This window comes from Dapis purpurea BLCC-M126, from assembly GCF_050015975.1.
In the GTDB taxonomy this organism is placed as follows: domain Bacteria; phylum Cyanobacteriota; class Cyanobacteriia; order Cyanobacteriales; family Microcoleaceae; genus Trichodesmium.
In genome coordinates this window covers 1-16663 of sequence record NZ_JBNHER010000333.1, presented here as the reverse complement: position 1 = coordinate 16663, position 16663 = coordinate 1, and the positions used below count along the sequence as shown (strand labels likewise).

The 16663-nt window shown below is 34.9% G+C and carries 13 protein-coding genes and 1 riboswitch; of the genes, 5 read left to right on the top strand and 8 right to left on the bottom strand.

Annotated features, from left to right (window positions below):
* Positions 1–293: 293 nt before the first annotated feature.
* Together ACP6PL_RS30640 and ACP6PL_RS30635 are read left to right on the top strand one after the other, a co-directional pair.
* On the top strand, positions 294–878 hold the full coding sequence (locus ACP6PL_RS30640) for an EF-hand domain-containing protein (RefSeq protein ID WP_426549149.1): 585 nt from the start codon (positions 294–296) through the stop codon (positions 876–878).
* 517 nt (positions 879–1395) lie between these two features.
* Positions 1396–1884 (top strand): cupin domain-containing protein, encoded by a 489-nt coding sequence (locus ACP6PL_RS30635; protein ID WP_426549148.1) that lies wholly within the window; start codon positions 1396–1398, stop codon positions 1882–1884.
* 449 nt (positions 1885–2333) lie between these two features.
* Here the strand turns inward: ACP6PL_RS30635 and cobW are convergent, their stop codons facing one another.
* From cobW to ACP6PL_RS30620, 3 genes are all read right to left on the bottom strand, one after another.
* The gene (gene cobW / locus ACP6PL_RS30630; protein WP_426549147.1) at positions 2334–3380 is read right to left on the bottom strand and encodes a cobalamin biosynthesis protein CobW; all 1047 of its coding nucleotides are present in this window, start codon (positions 3378–3380) and stop codon (positions 2334–2336) included.
* A 425-nt stretch (positions 3381–3805) separates the two neighbouring features.
* Positions 3806–4210, bottom strand: a complete 405-nt coding sequence (locus ACP6PL_RS30625; protein ID WP_426549145.1) for a DUF1636 domain-containing protein — start codon at positions 4208–4210, stop codon at positions 3806–3808.
* Between the two features lie 498 nt (positions 4211–4708).
* A complete protein-coding gene (locus tag ACP6PL_RS30620) occupies positions 4709–5389 on the bottom strand; it encodes a HupE/UreJ family protein (protein WP_426549144.1) in 681 nt (226 codons plus the stop codon).
* 28 nt (positions 5390–5417) lie between these two features.
* Positions 5418–5593, bottom strand: a riboswitch (cobalamin riboswitch).
* A 604-nt stretch (positions 5594–6197) separates the two neighbouring features.
* Between ACP6PL_RS30620 and clpX the strand changes: the two genes are divergently transcribed.
* On the top strand, positions 6198–7559 hold the full coding sequence (clpX, locus tag ACP6PL_RS30615) for an ATP-dependent protease ATP-binding subunit ClpX (RefSeq protein ID WP_426549143.1): 1362 nt from the start codon (positions 6198–6200) through the stop codon (positions 7557–7559).
* Positions 7560–7784: 225 nt separating this feature from the next.
* Here clpX and ACP6PL_RS30610 read toward each other — a convergent pair whose 3' ends face one another.
* The 4 genes from ACP6PL_RS30610 to ACP6PL_RS30595 form a co-directional block, all read right to left on the bottom strand.
* The gene (locus ACP6PL_RS30610) at positions 7785–8864 is read right to left on the bottom strand and encodes an RNA-guided endonuclease InsQ/TnpB family protein (protein WP_426549141.1); all 1080 of its coding nucleotides are present in this window, start codon (positions 8862–8864) and stop codon (positions 7785–7787) included.
* Positions 8821–9450, bottom strand: a complete 630-nt coding sequence (locus tag ACP6PL_RS30605; protein WP_426549140.1) for an IS607 family transposase — start codon at positions 9448–9450, stop codon at positions 8821–8823. Before ACP6PL_RS30605 ends, ACP6PL_RS30610 begins: the two co-directional genes overlap by 44 nt.
* Before the next feature lie 344 nt (positions 9451–9794).
* Positions 9795–10973, bottom strand: coding sequence for an aspartate aminotransferase (locus ACP6PL_RS30600; RefSeq protein ID WP_426549139.1), 1179 nt, complete (start codon positions 10971–10973; stop codon positions 9795–9797).
* A 539-nt stretch (positions 10974–11512) separates the two neighbouring features.
* The gene (locus ACP6PL_RS30595; RefSeq protein ID WP_426549138.1) at positions 11513–12691 is read right to left on the bottom strand and encodes an iron-containing alcohol dehydrogenase family protein; all 1179 of its coding nucleotides are present in this window, start codon (positions 12689–12691) and stop codon (positions 11513–11515) included.
* Between the two features lie 643 nt (positions 12692–13334).
* On the opposite strand from ACP6PL_RS30595, the gene ACP6PL_RS30590 reads away from it, so the two are divergent.
* On the top strand, positions 13335–13634 hold the full coding sequence (locus ACP6PL_RS30590) for a hypothetical protein (RefSeq protein WP_426549137.1): 300 nt from the start codon (positions 13335–13337) through the stop codon (positions 13632–13634).
* Positions 13635–14070: 436 nt separating this feature from the next.
* Positions 14071–15555 (top strand): sugar transferase, encoded by a 1485-nt coding sequence (locus tag ACP6PL_RS30585; protein ID WP_426549136.1) that lies wholly within the window; start codon positions 14071–14073, stop codon positions 15553–15555.
* Here ACP6PL_RS30585 and ACP6PL_RS30580 read toward each other — a convergent pair.
* On the bottom strand, positions 15552–16085 hold the full coding sequence (locus ACP6PL_RS30580) for a helix-turn-helix domain-containing protein (RefSeq protein WP_426549135.1): 534 nt from the start codon (positions 16083–16085) through the stop codon (positions 15552–15554). The genes ACP6PL_RS30585 and ACP6PL_RS30580 overlap by 4 nt on opposite strands.
* Positions 16086–16663: the final 578 nt, after the last annotated feature.

Here is a 16663-nt window from a genome sequence, read left to right as displayed (position 1 = left end):
GAGGCTTTAAACCACAATTATTTAATTAACAATTAATAATTAATAATTCGGTAATCATTGTTATAATTGATTCGCAAATACACAAATAATTTTGTCTAAGTAAGTAGGTTGGAAAAAAAACTAGAATTGCTCAACATCGTTTGTCTCTCGCCTTTTTCCTCTTGCCTAGTTATAACAATAATTTTTAATGCCAACTTACTTAGCTAATTATTAGCTGAGGCATATTTAATTTTTCAATATAGATAATGATAATATCAAGACATTCATATAGTTTTCTTGACTTATAATCAGAAATGTCTCCAGAAGAATTTTTGTCATCCACTGTTTGGTGTACCAGAATGAAGACTTACTTCAAACTCATGGATGTCGATCAAAATGGGGTTTTAACCCTATCCGACTTTGAAGAAATTGGAAATCGTTTAATTCAACTTCAAAATGATTCATCAAAGAATGAAGAAATTCGCGAGATGTGTCATTCTCTGTTTCAGTATTTTATTGCTGGAGGGGAACCAGTTGATAGTAATACTCGAATTAGCGAAGAAGATTTGATCGCTAAAGTTGCAAAGACTGTATCATTAATTGAATCGCCAGATAAAATACTGGAAGTAGCAAGACGTAAAAACGAAATTTTCTTTGATATCATCGACACCGATCATTCTGGGCAAATATCTCGTGAAGAGTACCGAAAGTACCTAGCAGTATACACTGGCTCACAACAGCCTGAACATGCTGACCAAGCTTTTGATAGTATTGACTTAGATAAGTCAGGTTCCATCAGTCGAGAGGAGTTTGTTGAAGCTCATAGACTCTACTGGTTTGAAATTGGGGGTGATAAAGACAATTCTCCCCTTCCCTATGGAGTATTAGTAGATTCATAGAACTTTAGTAATGATAAACAAGTAGAGGTTTTGGTCGGAATATTTCTCCCCAAAATAAGTTATACCGACCTACCTAACTATCTCCATAGAACTACTAAAGTATTTTGTCAAATATTATTTTGACCAAGAAATAAGCTCTCAAGTCTCCTTTTTAAAGGGGATAAAAAAGGAAATTTAGGATTTCACACCTCCAACTCTATAGCAATCCTAAAATAGGTTGTGACAGATTAAAAAATCAATAAAAAAGTTGAAACTCTTACCTGTTGCCTGTTGCCAGTTAAGTTTTCCCTAAAAAGCAGTAAGATTTTTGCCACGAATAAAATAGGATTGCTATAGGAGGAAATAATTATAACTGATAACTGATAACTGAAATTACTTCTCTTTGTTGGAAGTGCTGATAGTAAATGATAGTAATACCAAAAAGTTACCGATATTTTTTATATTACTAACTTCCTCTTTGCCTCAAAGAAATACTTACTTAATTTTTTCTATACTACTTTCAGAGGTTTAATTATTAATGAACAAGCAAGATATAATTGAACAATTATCTCTGGTTAAACATATTGAAGGAGGTTATTTTAAAGAAACTTACCGTTCCGATATAACTGTAAATACTGACAGAAAAGGAAGTGAAAGAAAGTTACTTACTTCCATTTATTATCTGCTCACTGATGACAGCCCAGTTGACTACTTCCATAAGAATAAATCAGATATTATTCATTATTTTCACATTGGTTATCCCATAACTTATTTAATTGTTGACCTACAAGGAAAATTGTCAAGATTTAAACTTGGCTTTGATGTTAGTAGAGGTCATGTTCTTCAACTATTAGTACCAAAAAATTGTTGGAAAGCAGCAATACTTGAAGAGGGAGAGTTTGGTTTACTTGGGGAAGCTGTCGCTCCAGGGTTTGAATACATTGATATGGAACTAGCTCAACCTGATTCTTTTAAAGCTAGTTTTCCAAATTTGTGGGATGAACTATCCCCTTATGTGAAACACTAAATTTTCATTTCTACTAATTTGAAATTTATGAAATCTAGAGGAAGTTTGTTCTACTTCGTAGGTTTGTTGAAAGGTTGTCTGATTCTTTGCAATTTCTGAAAAAATCAAAACAAAAATTAGCAGTAGGTTACGGTTCACTACCTGGCAAAACCCTGGTTACTAAACTACAAATCACAAAACATTTCATTTTCTCAAGCTCTAAAAAAATTTGCTCCCGTGGGAAGGAAAATTAGGTTGCATCCTCAAACCAACTCTGATACTATTATGTTATTGGTAGTTACTCGCCCATGGACTAGACTTTTTATTCAACACTAAAAATATCAAAGTAGAAAGAAAAAAAATAAGCGATCGCTCAACAAACTCCTTTAGTTGAAATTTCGACCTCTAAAATTAAATACCGAGAATGAAATATTCAAATATCCCCGAAAAGAGGGGATAAAATATTTCACTTAATTAGAGAAGTGATTACCCAACTCCAAGTGAATGTTTTCTACTTTGAGATGACGACCAATTAACACCAACTTAGTTTGCCTGATATCTTCTTTTTGCCAGAGACGGTCATAAAAATAATCAAAGCGATCGCCTACCCCTTGTAAAACCAAACGCATAGACTTATTTGGTACTGCCACAAAACCTTTAATTCGATAAATCTCATAATTTGCCACTAAACCCTTCAACTTTTCAACCAAGTCTTTCGGTTCAAACTCTTGCTCCAAAATTAAATTTACAGAATTAATTTCATCATCATGTTCGTGTTCTTCCTCAGTATCATGGTGACTAGGACGAGAATCTAAATTATCCTCAACAGCAGCATTAAAACCTAACAATAAATCTGGATTAATTCCTCCTCCAATACAAGGAACTATTTTGACAGTTTTAGGTAACTGTTCCTTTAACCAATTTTGTACTTTATCAGAAGTAACTTTATCCACCATATCAACCTTAGTCAATAAAACTAAATCTGCACAAGCTAACTGGTCTTCAAATAATTCCTCAATAGGTGTTTCATGGTCTAAATTTTCATCGGCTTGACGTTGAGCTTCCAAAGCATCAATATCTCCAACCAAACTACCATTTGCCACTGCTTCACAATCAACAACAGTCACAACTCCATCCACCGTAGCAGAAGTTTTAATTTGCGGCCAACGAAATGCTTGTACCAAAGGTTTTGGTAATGCTAACCCAGAAGTTTCTATTAAAATAGAATCAATTTTTTCTCGACGTTTTAATAGTTCTTGCATAGTCGGAAAAAATTCTTCTTGTACCGTGCAGCAAAGACAACCATTTGTTAGTTCAACAATATTATTATTAACATCTTCCTCATCACAAACTTGACAGGAACGTAGTAACTCTCCATCTATGCCAACTTCGCCAAATTCATTGACTAAAACTGCAATACGACGACCTTGATTATTTTGTAATAAATGGCGAATTGTTGTAGTTTTACCACTACCGAGAAAACCTGTAATTACAGTAACTGGAATTTTAGCACTCATAACTTTATTACTATTTATTTAGAGTTTTTTGACAAAAATGATAATCTGGAAAAGGGAGAGAAAAAATAAATTAATGGCTGAAAGCTATATATTTATTAGCTATTAATTTATTATCTTGGAAAGATAAATCATAATCAACAATCGAGGGAAAATTAAAAGTTACATTTATTGCACATTCGCTAATCTTCCTCCTAATTTTTTTATAGTAGTCACCATTACTATTAAGACATTCTGGCTTCTCTCAAATTTAGTTAGACCAAAAATGTACTAGAGAATGGCTATTATCTCCTAATAACTTCTGATTTCACCTATAGTTGATGGTGAACATCTCCTACTATAAATTTAACTTCTGACTTCTGATTTATTCAAATATAGCTATATAAACTGGTCAGAAGAGAAAGCAAACTAACATTTAAGAATATTTCTTAACTCTGTGCAAAACTTAACGGCGGAACTCTTGCCAAAACAGCTTTTTTTAGTTTTTCAGGTCGTTCCGACCAAGACAATAACCCATCAGGTTTAGAATAATAAAGACTTGCACACTCTAATACTGCTTCTGATATTTCAGACAAAGTTTCAGTTTGATAAGGTATATCTCCAAATACATAAGTATGCTTACCAGGAGCAACAAAAGAAACAGCACAAAAGTGACTACAAGCACTCATACATTCTACCTCTTTGATAGAAAAGCTATTATTTAATTGCCAATTTTGATGATGTTGGGAAAGTTGTTTCAGTAGTTTTTCTCCCCCACTAATACCTTGTCTTTTTCCATCTTTCCAAACACTGGCACAAGTAGTACAAACAAATAGAATATGCGGCGTTGACATTTTGTTTTTTTTGATAAATTTTGCACGAATAAATTGAATTGTGTTAGAGCAATTATCATCAATAAATTAGCCAGGTAAAAATTTTAGGTTTTATTGTTGCTATGGTCTGCTTTTTCGGAAACCATAGATAGTCAGATATTAGGTGAAGGAAATATATTTTTCCTAATATTATTTTAAAGTAATCTGTTTGAAACTTTTCAGTCATTTGTGGTGTCTAAAATTAATTGTCGTGAAACTCCAATTAAATTAAGTATACAATCTCAAACTTTCTTCAATAAAGACCTTAACAAGGAATCTAAAAGAAGAAAAATAACTGCTTTGCTAATTTTAGCAATGATACCTAACAGGTTTGATAAATTCAGAGTAATTAATTATCAGAGATAGAATAACTACCAAAAGTTTAATATCAAGACTTATTGCTATCTCCTGAATCCTCAAATAATACCGTCATTCAGCAACCCTAAAATAATGTACCTGACTAACTTGAAAAGTATGATCTTAGCTCAAAATAGCATTTGTGAAAAATACAACTCCAATACCACTTATAGCTAAACCTAAAAAACGGATTAAAGAAAAGAATTGATTTTGCCAAAAATTACTTATTAATTGAACAAACTTCATTGCCAATAATGCTATGAATAATTGCATAGCACTAAAGCCTACTAAATATGCTAATAGTGGTGTCATTTCTGCACCAATAATTGCTTCTCCATAAGCATAACCATGAAATATACCAGCAATACCAGCAAAGATAATTAGTAAAAGAGTATTTAGCTTTTGCTTGAAAGCTAACATTGCACCAAAAGCAACTACTGAAAAGGCGAGCGCTATTTCTGTTAAAGGCAAATCAATACTGAGAAGATGAATACCTGTTCCTAGCATTGCTGTCGCGACGAAAGATGCTAGTATTGATATACCGTTAGGGATTGTTGCTGCTATTAATCCGACTGCCACCACAAAAGCAAAATGATCGATTCCAATTATGGGATGTCCCATACCGGAAAGTAAACCTTCCCAAAAATTAGCTGGTGTTGTACCCCCCATTGGATGGTGAGCCATTGCTGATTCTATTGTGCTGAAAAAAATGAGACTTGCACAAGTAAATATTACAATAGCCCTGATTGTCTGAAACTGATTTTGCGCCCTAAGTTTTGTAGGTTTGCTATGTTTATATATCATCCGTACCTCGCAGATGTATTGTCTTAATGATTTTGTTTTAATGTTGGTGGGCATCCTGGCTTCAATAAATTTTAGATTTTTAATTTTTTAAATATAAAATCTAAAATTATCTCACAGTTGCGGGACAGCGTTGGATTTGCACCAAACTTTCCCCCTTACGTCTAACGGCTGATCCCCGCTAGATCCAACATAGATTGGTTATTATATCACAGTATTCCTTATCTTACTCAAATCACTTTTAATTTTTACAAAAATTTCCACATTTTATTCTGAAAAAATCTGTTCAAGCTAGCAGGTTATTTCAGTTATTAGTTATCAGTAGCTCCAGTAATAGTAAGGCGAAGAAAATCAGGAATCTTCTTTTTTATCCCCTTGAAAGAGGAGGCTATTAACATTATTTATTGGTTAACATCTAAATCTAAAGTAGCCAAAAAGCCAGTTGATTTTGAATAAGTAGGTAAAATTTGGCTTCAAAATTGTTGCTATGATAAGAAATTTAGGGAAGCAAACTTTTCTCCAAATGAAAATGAAACCAGAAATTACTTATGGAAAATTTTTTAGCGTTTTGAATGTTGAACGCTATTTTATAGATAATTAAACAAATTTACTTATCTATGTATGTAATATTAAAATTACTAAAATGAAAATATATAGAATAGAATATAATTTAAAATAGAAGTATAAATTATCAAATCAGACTTCAATATAACCAAAGTTAAGGAGTTGAACTCAAGCACTTATCCTCAAATAACACGATTTAACCCCTTTATAGAATAAATATCACTATCACCAAGGAAAACAAACAAATATGTCCAAATACGATTCCCACCTTAAATGTTCATTTTGTGGCAAATCTCAAGATCAAGTCCGCAAATTAATAGCAGGTCCAGGGGTTTATATTTGCAATGAATGCGTAGAACTTTGTAACGAGATATTAGAAGAAGAATTATTTGAATTTAGCAGAAATACTACTTCGGCTAGTCTAATGGAGCCACAATTAGAAAACCAGAGACATTTAGGTAAGAATAAAATTCCTCTAGAAAAAGTTCCCAAACCTACGGAAATTAAGCAATATTTAGATGACCATGTAATTGGACAACACGAGGCAAAAAAAGTTTTGTCAGTAGCAGTATACAATCACTACAAACGTCTGAGTTGCCAAACAAAAGATAATTCCGAGAAAAGTGTTGACTCTGATGTGGAATTACAAAAATCTAATATTCTCTTGATGGGTCCTACAGGTTGTGGCAAGACTTTATTAGCTCAAACTCTAGCAGAGTTACTAGATGTACCATTTGCAGTAGCGGATGCAACAACTCTTACCGAAGCTGGTTATGTAGGAGATGATGTAGAAAATATTTTATTAAGATTACTGCAAGTAGCAGATTTAGATATAGAAACTGCTCAAAGAGGAATTATATATATAGATGAAATAGATAAAATTGCCCGTAAAAGTGAAAATACTTCGATCACGCGAGATGTATCTGGAGAAGGGGTACAACAAGCTTTATTAAAAATATTGGAGGGGACAGTAGTAAATGTTCCTCCACAAGGTGGCCGTAAGCATCCCTATCAAGATTTTATTCAGCTAGATACCAGTTCTATCTTGTTTATTTGTGGTGGTGCTTTTGTAGGTCTGGAAAAAATTGTTGAACAACGACAGGGAAAAAAATCCTTGGGTTTTATTCAGACTGAAGATATTAGTCACAATAGTATAGCTTTACCATCAAAAGAAAAACGGAATATTAATGTACTGAAAAATTTGGAACCAGATGACTTAGTAAAATTTGGTTTAATTCCAGAGTTTATTGGACGAATGCCAGTATTAACAGTAATCGATCCATTAGATGAAACTGCATTAATTAAAATATTAACCGAACCACAAAATGCTTTGGTTAAGCAGTATCAAAAATTATTGAAGATGGATAATGTCAAGTTAGAATTTCATAAAGAAGCTCTAACGGCGATCGCTCAAGAAGCATATAGACGTAAAACAGGAGCTAGAGCATTACGAGGTATTTTAGAGGAGTTAATGTTAGATATTATGTATGAGTTACCATCCCGTCAAGATGTTACCCGCTGCACTATTACTAAAGAAATGGTAGAAAAACGTTCTACTGCTGAGTTATTATGGCATCCTGCATGGCATAAACAACATGAGTCGGCTTAGAAATTGTTTGTTCGAGATTAAATTTTGATGAGATATTATCAATTATCCTTGAGGGCTTCCTGTGCCCTATAGGATAATCCCTCTCTCGTTTACTGCCGAACGACAAGTAATCTCAAATCTACTTACTTTTGTAAAAAACTTTGAACTTGGTGCAACATTTAACCTACTCAAAGCTATTCACCTTGAATCTGTATAGCATCACCAGTTAAAGTGATGGCTGTTCGCCTAGTCCAGCAAAGCTCGTAGCATAATATTACGAGCGCCGTTCCAATCCCTATGGGCACTATAGCCACATTTCGGCCAATGAAACTTTTTATTTCCACCTAATTGCTTGTGAACATGACCGCATTCAGGACAAGTTTTTGAAGTATAGGATTCATTACACAATACTACTAAAACATTATGTCTCTTAGCCATATTTATTAAATGCTGCTGAAATTTATAATGACTCCATGAGAGCATATTTCGAGCCGTGCGTTTATTCAGTTTTCGACTAGACTTGACTACCATTTCTGAAGTAGCAAATGTCGGTATAAAGATGATTTTGTAGTGGTTGACAAGAAATTGTGCTACTTTATTGTGCAAATCCTTAACTAAGCTTTGAATTTTTTCATAGATGCGATACCTTGCTTTACGCATTGCTCGTCGTTGACGTTTAGCCACGCTTAAGTCAATGCGACTCATTAAATTATCTAGGTGAGAACACAGCCTCTGAATTTTCCCCATATCTCCATGCCCAAATTCCACAATTTTTCCCCCATCATATCCAGTGATAAAAGTACGCACTCCAGGATCGAGAGCAATAACTTTTGAGTGATCTGTGGGGATTGGTTGTTTATACTCCGGGAAAATGCCATACCATTTTCCACGGTCAAAAACCAACTGAGTCCCATAACTAGATTCAGCAGGAAAGCCTTCTGGTGAGCGATAGGTCAATCCCTTTACCTTGGTAGGATACCAGTGATTTTTCTTGTAGTTACCAACTTTGAACTTGATGACTTGAGACGGTTGACGGCAAGATTTAAACTTTGTGATGCCACCATTAGCCATAGCTTGTTTGTGAGCATCTACTGCATCAGCGACCGCTTCTTGTAATTGATGCCCAGGCAACTCTTTAACCCAATCTGGACGTTCGGCATCGCGAGCTAACTTTTGCCAATCGTAAGCACTTGCTTTGCTGCCGTCTCTGAGTTGGGCAATCGTCCAGTTATATATCCAACGGTAAGCACTCAACCAACGCTTCCAGATTTTGTGCAGTGCATCAGATGGAAATACCCTGAGCTTCCTGACACTGTTTGGTGTCAACTTCCGGGTCTGGTTCCGAGGCTTTGTCTTGAATCGCTTTGCTGACTTGCTTTTGGTATTTCCGCAATCCGTAAAGCCTTGCACTGAAACAATGGAGGATGGACAAGATATCTTCAACGAGTTCCGCTTCTGGAGATAAGTTTCTCTGGTTGAGAACCAAGAGCTTGACCCCATTTTGCTGACACAACCATTCAATAAGTGGGAATCCAAATCGGACGGCTCTATCGGCGTAAGCGACGACAAGTGTTGAGATATCACTTGTACATACCCGTTCCAATATTTTGAGGAATTTACGCCGTTTAAAATTGAGTCCACTTCCAATTTCACAAACAAGTTCAGCGTTGGGGTACTTTGCGCATAAAAATTCAATTTGTCGGTCAAGGTCATCTCGTTGGCTATGACTAGAGACTCTTGCATAAGCGATAACTGGCTTACTTTTGGGATGTTTTTCATCAATGCAGAATCGTCGCTGGTTCCCTGGAGTTCTGATGCTGTCAAGCTTTCCTTCATTGTCCCATCGTCTGAGAGTGCTGATGTTGACACCGTAATATGCTGCTGCCTCTTTCGGCGTGACATACTTTTTCATACCTTATTAAAATTCACAAACTATATATTAGGAGTTTTACAAAGGTTTGACAAGGTTTTTAGTTAACTATTGTTGCTCTGGAAATCAACGAACGATCCTGGTGGAAGATTTGGTAATTAGTATTTTGGGCAGACAAAGACAGAAAAATGAAGCGACAATTATTAGGACTACCTCTGATAGAGACGTTCCATGGAACGTCTCTACATTAAAAATTGAAAATAAAATCAATTCTTATGCATAAATTATAGTCATTCTGAATAAGACAAGAAACCCTTATCTCAATCTTAACTGGAATGACTATATCAGTTATTTCTCCCTATTCCCTATTCCCTATTCCCTATTCCCTACTTATAACAAATACCTGCTTGCTCAAACCGACTTAATGCTTCACCCAAACGTTCGCACTCAGCAATTAAACTAATCCTCACATAACCCTCACCCCCACTACCAAAAGCATTTCCAGGAGTTACCACTACCCCAGTCTTTTGCAAGACAGACAAAGCAAAATCAGTAGAACCTATTCCTGGGGGACAAGGAACCCATAAATACATAGTTGCCAGAGTTTTCCGCACATTCCAACCTAACTCCCCTAAACCTTGAATCAGAAAATCTCGACGTTGGCGATAACGTTCTTGAACCTGATGTAAAAATTCATCCGGTAACTGCAAAGCAGTCTTAGCTGCTGACTGCAAAGCAGTAAACACACCATAATCCAAATTAGTTTTCAAAGTCCGTAACCCTTGAATAACGCGAGAGTTACCAACAACAAAACCTATTCGCCAACCAGCCATATTATAAGTTTTAGACATAGTGTGAAACTCAACACCAATATCTTTTCCTCCAGGAATCTCTAATAAACTGGTAGGTTGATAACCATCAAAAGCCAACTCAGCATAACATAAGTCGTGAACTAGCAAAATTTCATACTTTTTCGCAAAAGCAACAATATCTTGAAAAAATTCTCGTGGAGCTGTAGCACCAGTAGGATTACTAGGATAATTAAAATAGAAAACTTTTGCCTGCTCTGCAACACTATTGGGAATATCTGCTAAATCAATAATCCAATCATTTTCCGGTTTCAGCAGAATACTATGAACCTTACCACCAGCAATTAAAGGACCCCGAAAATGTGCTGGATAAGCAGGATTAGGTGCTAAAACTAAATCTCCAGGATTTATATATGCCAAAGCTAAATGAGTTAAACCCTCTTTAGAACCCAAAAGTGGCAAAGCTTCTCCATCAGGATCAAGCTCTACACGATAACGACGAAAATACCAATCAGTAATTGCTTTGCGGAAACTAGCACTACCCTCAAAAGGTGGATAACCATGATTAGTAGAATCTTGTAAAGCAGCAATGGCAGCCTCTACAACGGGTTGGGGAGTCGCTCCATCTGGGTTTCCCATTCCCAAATCAATTAAATCTAGTCCTTGTTCACGGGCACGAGCTTTTAGTTCATCTAAACGGGCAAAAACGTAAGGTGGTAGTGCTTGTACCCTGTCTGCTGGGTTAATTGAATACATATACTATTTTACAAAAAAAAATTGGATTTATTGACAATTAACAATTACCTTTTTTTCCAAAGAACGAAGAATAAAATTTGGTGTTGCTTTTTTCGACTTGAAAGTAGAGACTTGAAATCTTAGATTATTAATTATTAATTGATTATAAAGGTAATTAGGAATTTAAAAAAGCCTCATATCTACCTTCAACGGTAAGCTACACCAAAATAACAAGTAAAAATTGTGATAATTTTCTACATTTTATCCCAATTTGAAAAAGGAATCTTATCAATAGTAATGGCGATTCAAAAAAATTATATAATATGTACCTTTTACAAAAAAAATGATTTCCGACCTAAAACATGGTATTAAAGCCATTCCAATACGACTCCTGAATACTGACTCCAACAAAAATCCCCTAGTCATTTGTAACAAACATTTATCAAATTGGTATTAGTATTTATCTAAAAATCAAGTATAAAGCCTCTCAATGAATCGAGAACAAAGAAAAAAATCCTTTTACTTAATCCTTCTACTATAAAATAGGTAATGATTAATTATTAATTGTTTAAGGTAGTATCAACATCTGAATTAGTTCCCAAATTTTGTTTCTCTAGCTCCAGTGGGACTGTTGTAGAAACCATTGCTGCTACTAATTGTTCAGGAACTACTTTAAATGGTAATCGATGAATGTCAGAATTTGGATTACAAGCAACTTCAGCAGCACACCATAATTCAGATAAAGTTATTTCTTTCAAGCCTAAGTCACTTAAGCTTTTCGGTAAACCAATCTGATTGTAGAATTTTAACAGTTGCTGTCTGGCAGTCACGGCTAGTTGATTGCCTTGTACCATCTCTTCTAACCTTAGCTGAACTAATATACCAAAAGCAACTTTTTCTCCATGTAATCTGCTATGACTGGCAGAGACATGAGTTAAACCATTATGAATAGCATGAGCAGCCACAGTCCGACATTGCGCCCCGCCAATACCTCCAATTAAACCAGCTAATAATACTGTTGCATCCACAACTTCTTGCCAGGTTTCTCCTCCTGGTTCTTCCAGGGCAGTAGTTGATTTTTGAAAGAGGATATCCCTTAATACTCTAGCTTGTTGGACAGCACTAATAATCATTGTTTGCTCTGAATGGCCACTACTGACTGAGGCTTCATACCATTTGGCGATCGCATCTCCAATACCAGCTATTAAAGTCCGGGGAGGCCCAGTTTTAATAATCCCATAATCTAGAATTAGCAATTCTGGACATCTAGCTAAACTTACATCATATAAGAAAGCACCTTGGTCCGAATAGATATTTGATAATGCTGTCCAAGCTGCACAAGTAGCTGCTGAGGTAGGAATGGTAATTATAGGTAGATGACATTGGTGAGCTAGGAGTTTGGCTGTATCGAGAGCTTTACCACCACCAATACCAATTATTAGGTCTGCTTTGTGGGTGTCCACAGTTTGACGAAGATTGGCCAAGCTAGTTTCACTACAGTCTGAGCCGTAGTTAGCCTCGGTAAATTTTAAACTATGGGTTTGTAGTAAGGGCTGGAGGTAGGGTTGGATAGTACTCAGGGAGCGATCGCCTCCAACTATCAGGGGATTATTGCCAAGACGGGCGATCGCCTCTCCTGATTCGGCCAGAGCATTTTTCCCTCGAATAACTTGAGCTGGGGCGATATTTAGGGAGAATAAAGTTTTGGCTGTTTGGGAAATATTGCTAGATTTAATCATGGCAACTAAGGTTAACTTTGAGTCAATTTTATTGAGTATAGGCAACTATTGTTATATTTTTCACCTTTTATCGAAAAATTTTAATAATTTTTTTGCAGATTAATAAGTTTATCGTAAAAATTATCAAGGTTTTAATTGCCTACTCCCTACTCCCTATTCCCTCTTTTCTGGAGATATATTTTTTTAACTCTTGAAATTTAAGTAATTAGGATATTTCATTCTTGTTATTCCTCAAATATTTTTCAATTTACCTATTTTAAAAGTTATCTATGTAATATATAGCAATCCCAAATAGGTTGTGATAAGTTTTATAATAGCTAATTTAAACTGAAAGCTTTGAAAATTCTGACTCCTGACTCCTGACTCCTGACTCCTAACTACCACCAAAATATTATAACTAAAATAGGATTGCTATAGTTTTTTCAAGATAATTTAACTTTTATAAATATTTGTTAGTTTGAGCAGATATTTGTTATCATTAAATATTTTTTGATGTTAAAAAGTTAAGTGAGGATATGTTTAGCTAATTTTATGAACATATATCAAAGGAATAAAAAAGAAAAAAACTCGCTAAAAGGAGTTTTTTATATTATATAAAATGTAATTATTAATTATTAACCAATCAAATTGAGGAACAAAGATAATGAAAGGTTCATTTGCTGAATACGCTCAAGAAAGTAGTACAGAGGTAAAATTTTATTATATAGATGGTCACACAGAAACCTTCAGTTTGCCAATTAATGCACAAGAATTTCAAACAGAATTACAACAATTACTTAAACAGCCTTGGATTACTTTTCATTTAATAGATCAAACAGTTTGTATTTGTACTGAAAAAGTTATGAAAATAGAAATTAAACCACCAATAAATCAAATGCAAGGAGAAGGAGTATTTCCTAATTCTCAGAGAATAACTGCTTTACAGCGTAATGTTGCTAGATAATAAATAATTTAATAGCTGAATGCTTACAAAACAGATAAGCATTTATGCTCAAAAATCAAATATAAGAAATTCAACTTTCTCTTGATAATCTTATACTGTTACTATATTGATAATTAATCAGTTCCTGGGAAAATTGTCTCTTGGACTAAAGCTGACGACTCGAAAATTTCAAAAAATCCTTCCTTCGTAGAGATTAGGGAAACGAGAAAAGATATTAATATTAAAACTGTACCTCACTATTGGCGCAAAATTTCGTAAAACTTAATACCTTTAATTAGTAACTGTTTACTGGTAACTCAATACAGGTCAGTAATTTTATATATAATTACTTTACCCAGTCGTATCAGATAGTAAAATTAGATAAAGGGTGTATTTGGAGTAACTTAATTTCTGCAAAGATTATAGATACTGCAAGATGTTTAAGGATAATAAAAAAATGCTGAACTCACAAAAGCCCATAACTTCTGATGTTGAAAAAAGTAAATCAGATCAACGTGCTCCTAACAGAATTATCAGTCTTAGTAGGGGTATTAGGATTGGCTGGTTGCGTACAATTTTATTTGTACTTCTAGATGCAACTTTAGCATCTCTTGCTTGGAAAAGTGCTCAGTGGGTTAGCAGTAATCAAGATACTTTGAAAGCAATCCCATCTTTTGACTTAATTGGAGATAATGCTTCTAGACCAGGATTTTTACTACCAATTTTACTAATTACACTAAATAGTATTGCTGCTGCTGGATTGTATAGCGAGCGCGAAAGTCGTCGTCAATATTTTAGGTTAATCAAAAGTCTTACCTTTGCCCAAGTAATCATACTATTCCTAGCTTTCCTCTATGAACCAGAGGCAATTTTTTCTCGTTCTACCTTTCTACTAGCATGGTTATTTAATCTGATATTTGTATTGGCAGGTCGTTTAATTGCAGAAGCAAGTATTACAATTATTCGCAAATCTCATCTCAGTCATAAAATTTTTTTAGTGGGTACTCCTCAGGATACTTTACTGGCAAAAATTGCTCTGAAATTAGTCAATAATAAAGAATATGAAATCTTAGGGCAAATTGATTTATCTACTAAAGAAAATAGCTGTCGTTGGCAAGAGATTTTAGAAAAAATATCTAAGCAAGGAGTGGGAGAAATTTTTGTTTGTTCTTGGCGGTCAATACCAGACCACATGGAATTTTGTTGGACTGTAAAAACAGCAGGTATTCATCTGAGAATTTTACCAGTTGGTTTGAGTATTCCAACTCAAGTACCAAAAATAGAAATGATTAGTGGGATACCCACAATTCATTTAAGTCCACCAGCAATTGTAGGTTTTGATTATTGGATAAAGCGTAGTTTTGATTTGGTTTCTTCAGGTTTATTTCTTTTGTTAGCTGCTCCTCTACTATGTTTCATTGCAGTTCTAATTTACCTAGATTCTCCAGGACCAATATTTTATAAACAAACTCGGATGGGTTTGAGAGGGCGACATTTTAAAGTTTGGAAATTCCGCACAATGGTTGCCAATGCCGATCAATTAATCAAAGAGTTGGAGGCCAAAAATGAAACTAAAGATGGTGTGCTATTCAAGATGAAAGAAGACCCACGCATTACTAAAGTTGGGAAGTTTCTCCGGCGCTATAGCATTGACGAACTACCTCAATTGATTAATGTGGTGAAAGGCAGTATGAGTTTAGTCGGACCTCGGCCACTACCATTACGAGATGTTGAATGTTTTAAACCACATCATTTTGCACGACAAAATGTTTTGCCAGGAATTACAGGTTTGTGGCAAGTATCGGGTCGCTCAAATATTCTTGATTTTGAGAATGCCTTCCGCCTGGATATGACTTATATCAATAATTGGTCTTTGGCAATGGATTTCCAGATTTTGTTGAAGACAGTCAAGGTTGTTTTGGGTAAGGATGGTGCGTATTAAGAAACTTCTCGAATTAGCTGTTCAATATTTTTCTTCTTAATTTCCCACATTTCCTCTTCTTCCCAAATCCATGTATTATTTACTCGCTCGACTGTACCATCGAAGTTAACTACTGTTGCTGTTGCCAAGGTCTCAATCCAGACTGTTGCTCCACAAGAGTGAGGTCTTTCTGGTTGATAAACAATTTTACAAGAACCGTGAATTTCTATTTCGTGACCTTTCGCTAAATTCTTAGAGCCTCGTTTAATAGAGATTACATCTAGAGCAGTATTTTTATTCTTTTTATTGATAGCAATATTGTTACGATCAAAATGAATGGTATTTTTACCACAATGTCTATAGGAATGCCATTTTGGCTTAGGCCCACGTTTTCGTCTAGAGACTCTTGGGATTCCTTTATATAGAGGAATTACCCAAGTCCGACCATTGATTTTTCTGGCTCCTTGAATCCTACCTTCTTTGATTAAAATTCGGACTCTTTGAGCAGAAATATTTAATAGGGAAGCTGCTTCTGTTGTACCAACAAACATATTTCTTCTACTGAATATACGATAAATAATAGTACTTAAGAAAATGAAAATACTATTTCCTTATACGCAATAGTAAATATTAAAATATTCATCTAGTCAGGAATATATATAAATCAAAGAATTTTACTTATACTGAGATTGGCAGAAAATTTTTGAACATATAGTTTGGTAGTTTGGGAATTAGATATTTTCAGATGTGACTTTACCATTGAAAGGATTTTACTCACACTGAGGTGGGCAGAAAATTTCTAGTAGTTTAGAAAGTTGGATATTCTAAATGTGGCTTTATCATTTTTATTAAGTAGACCGTGGTAAATTTTGTGCTTCATATCATGTCCGGTAGCATTGGTATTGTATAGAGAAGTTCATTAATTGATAATTGATAATGGATAATTGATAATTACCTCTGGTTAAAACCGTTCGGGAATTGAATATAAGGAAATATTATTTCTTTTCTCTTGGTCGATTGGATATGCCGTTTCGGCTGTCGCCGACATGAAACGCGTAGCGTCCCGGAGGGAACGGAGACCTCGGCATCCCATCCTAACGGACTGCTCCGCAAACGACCGCTTTTTCCT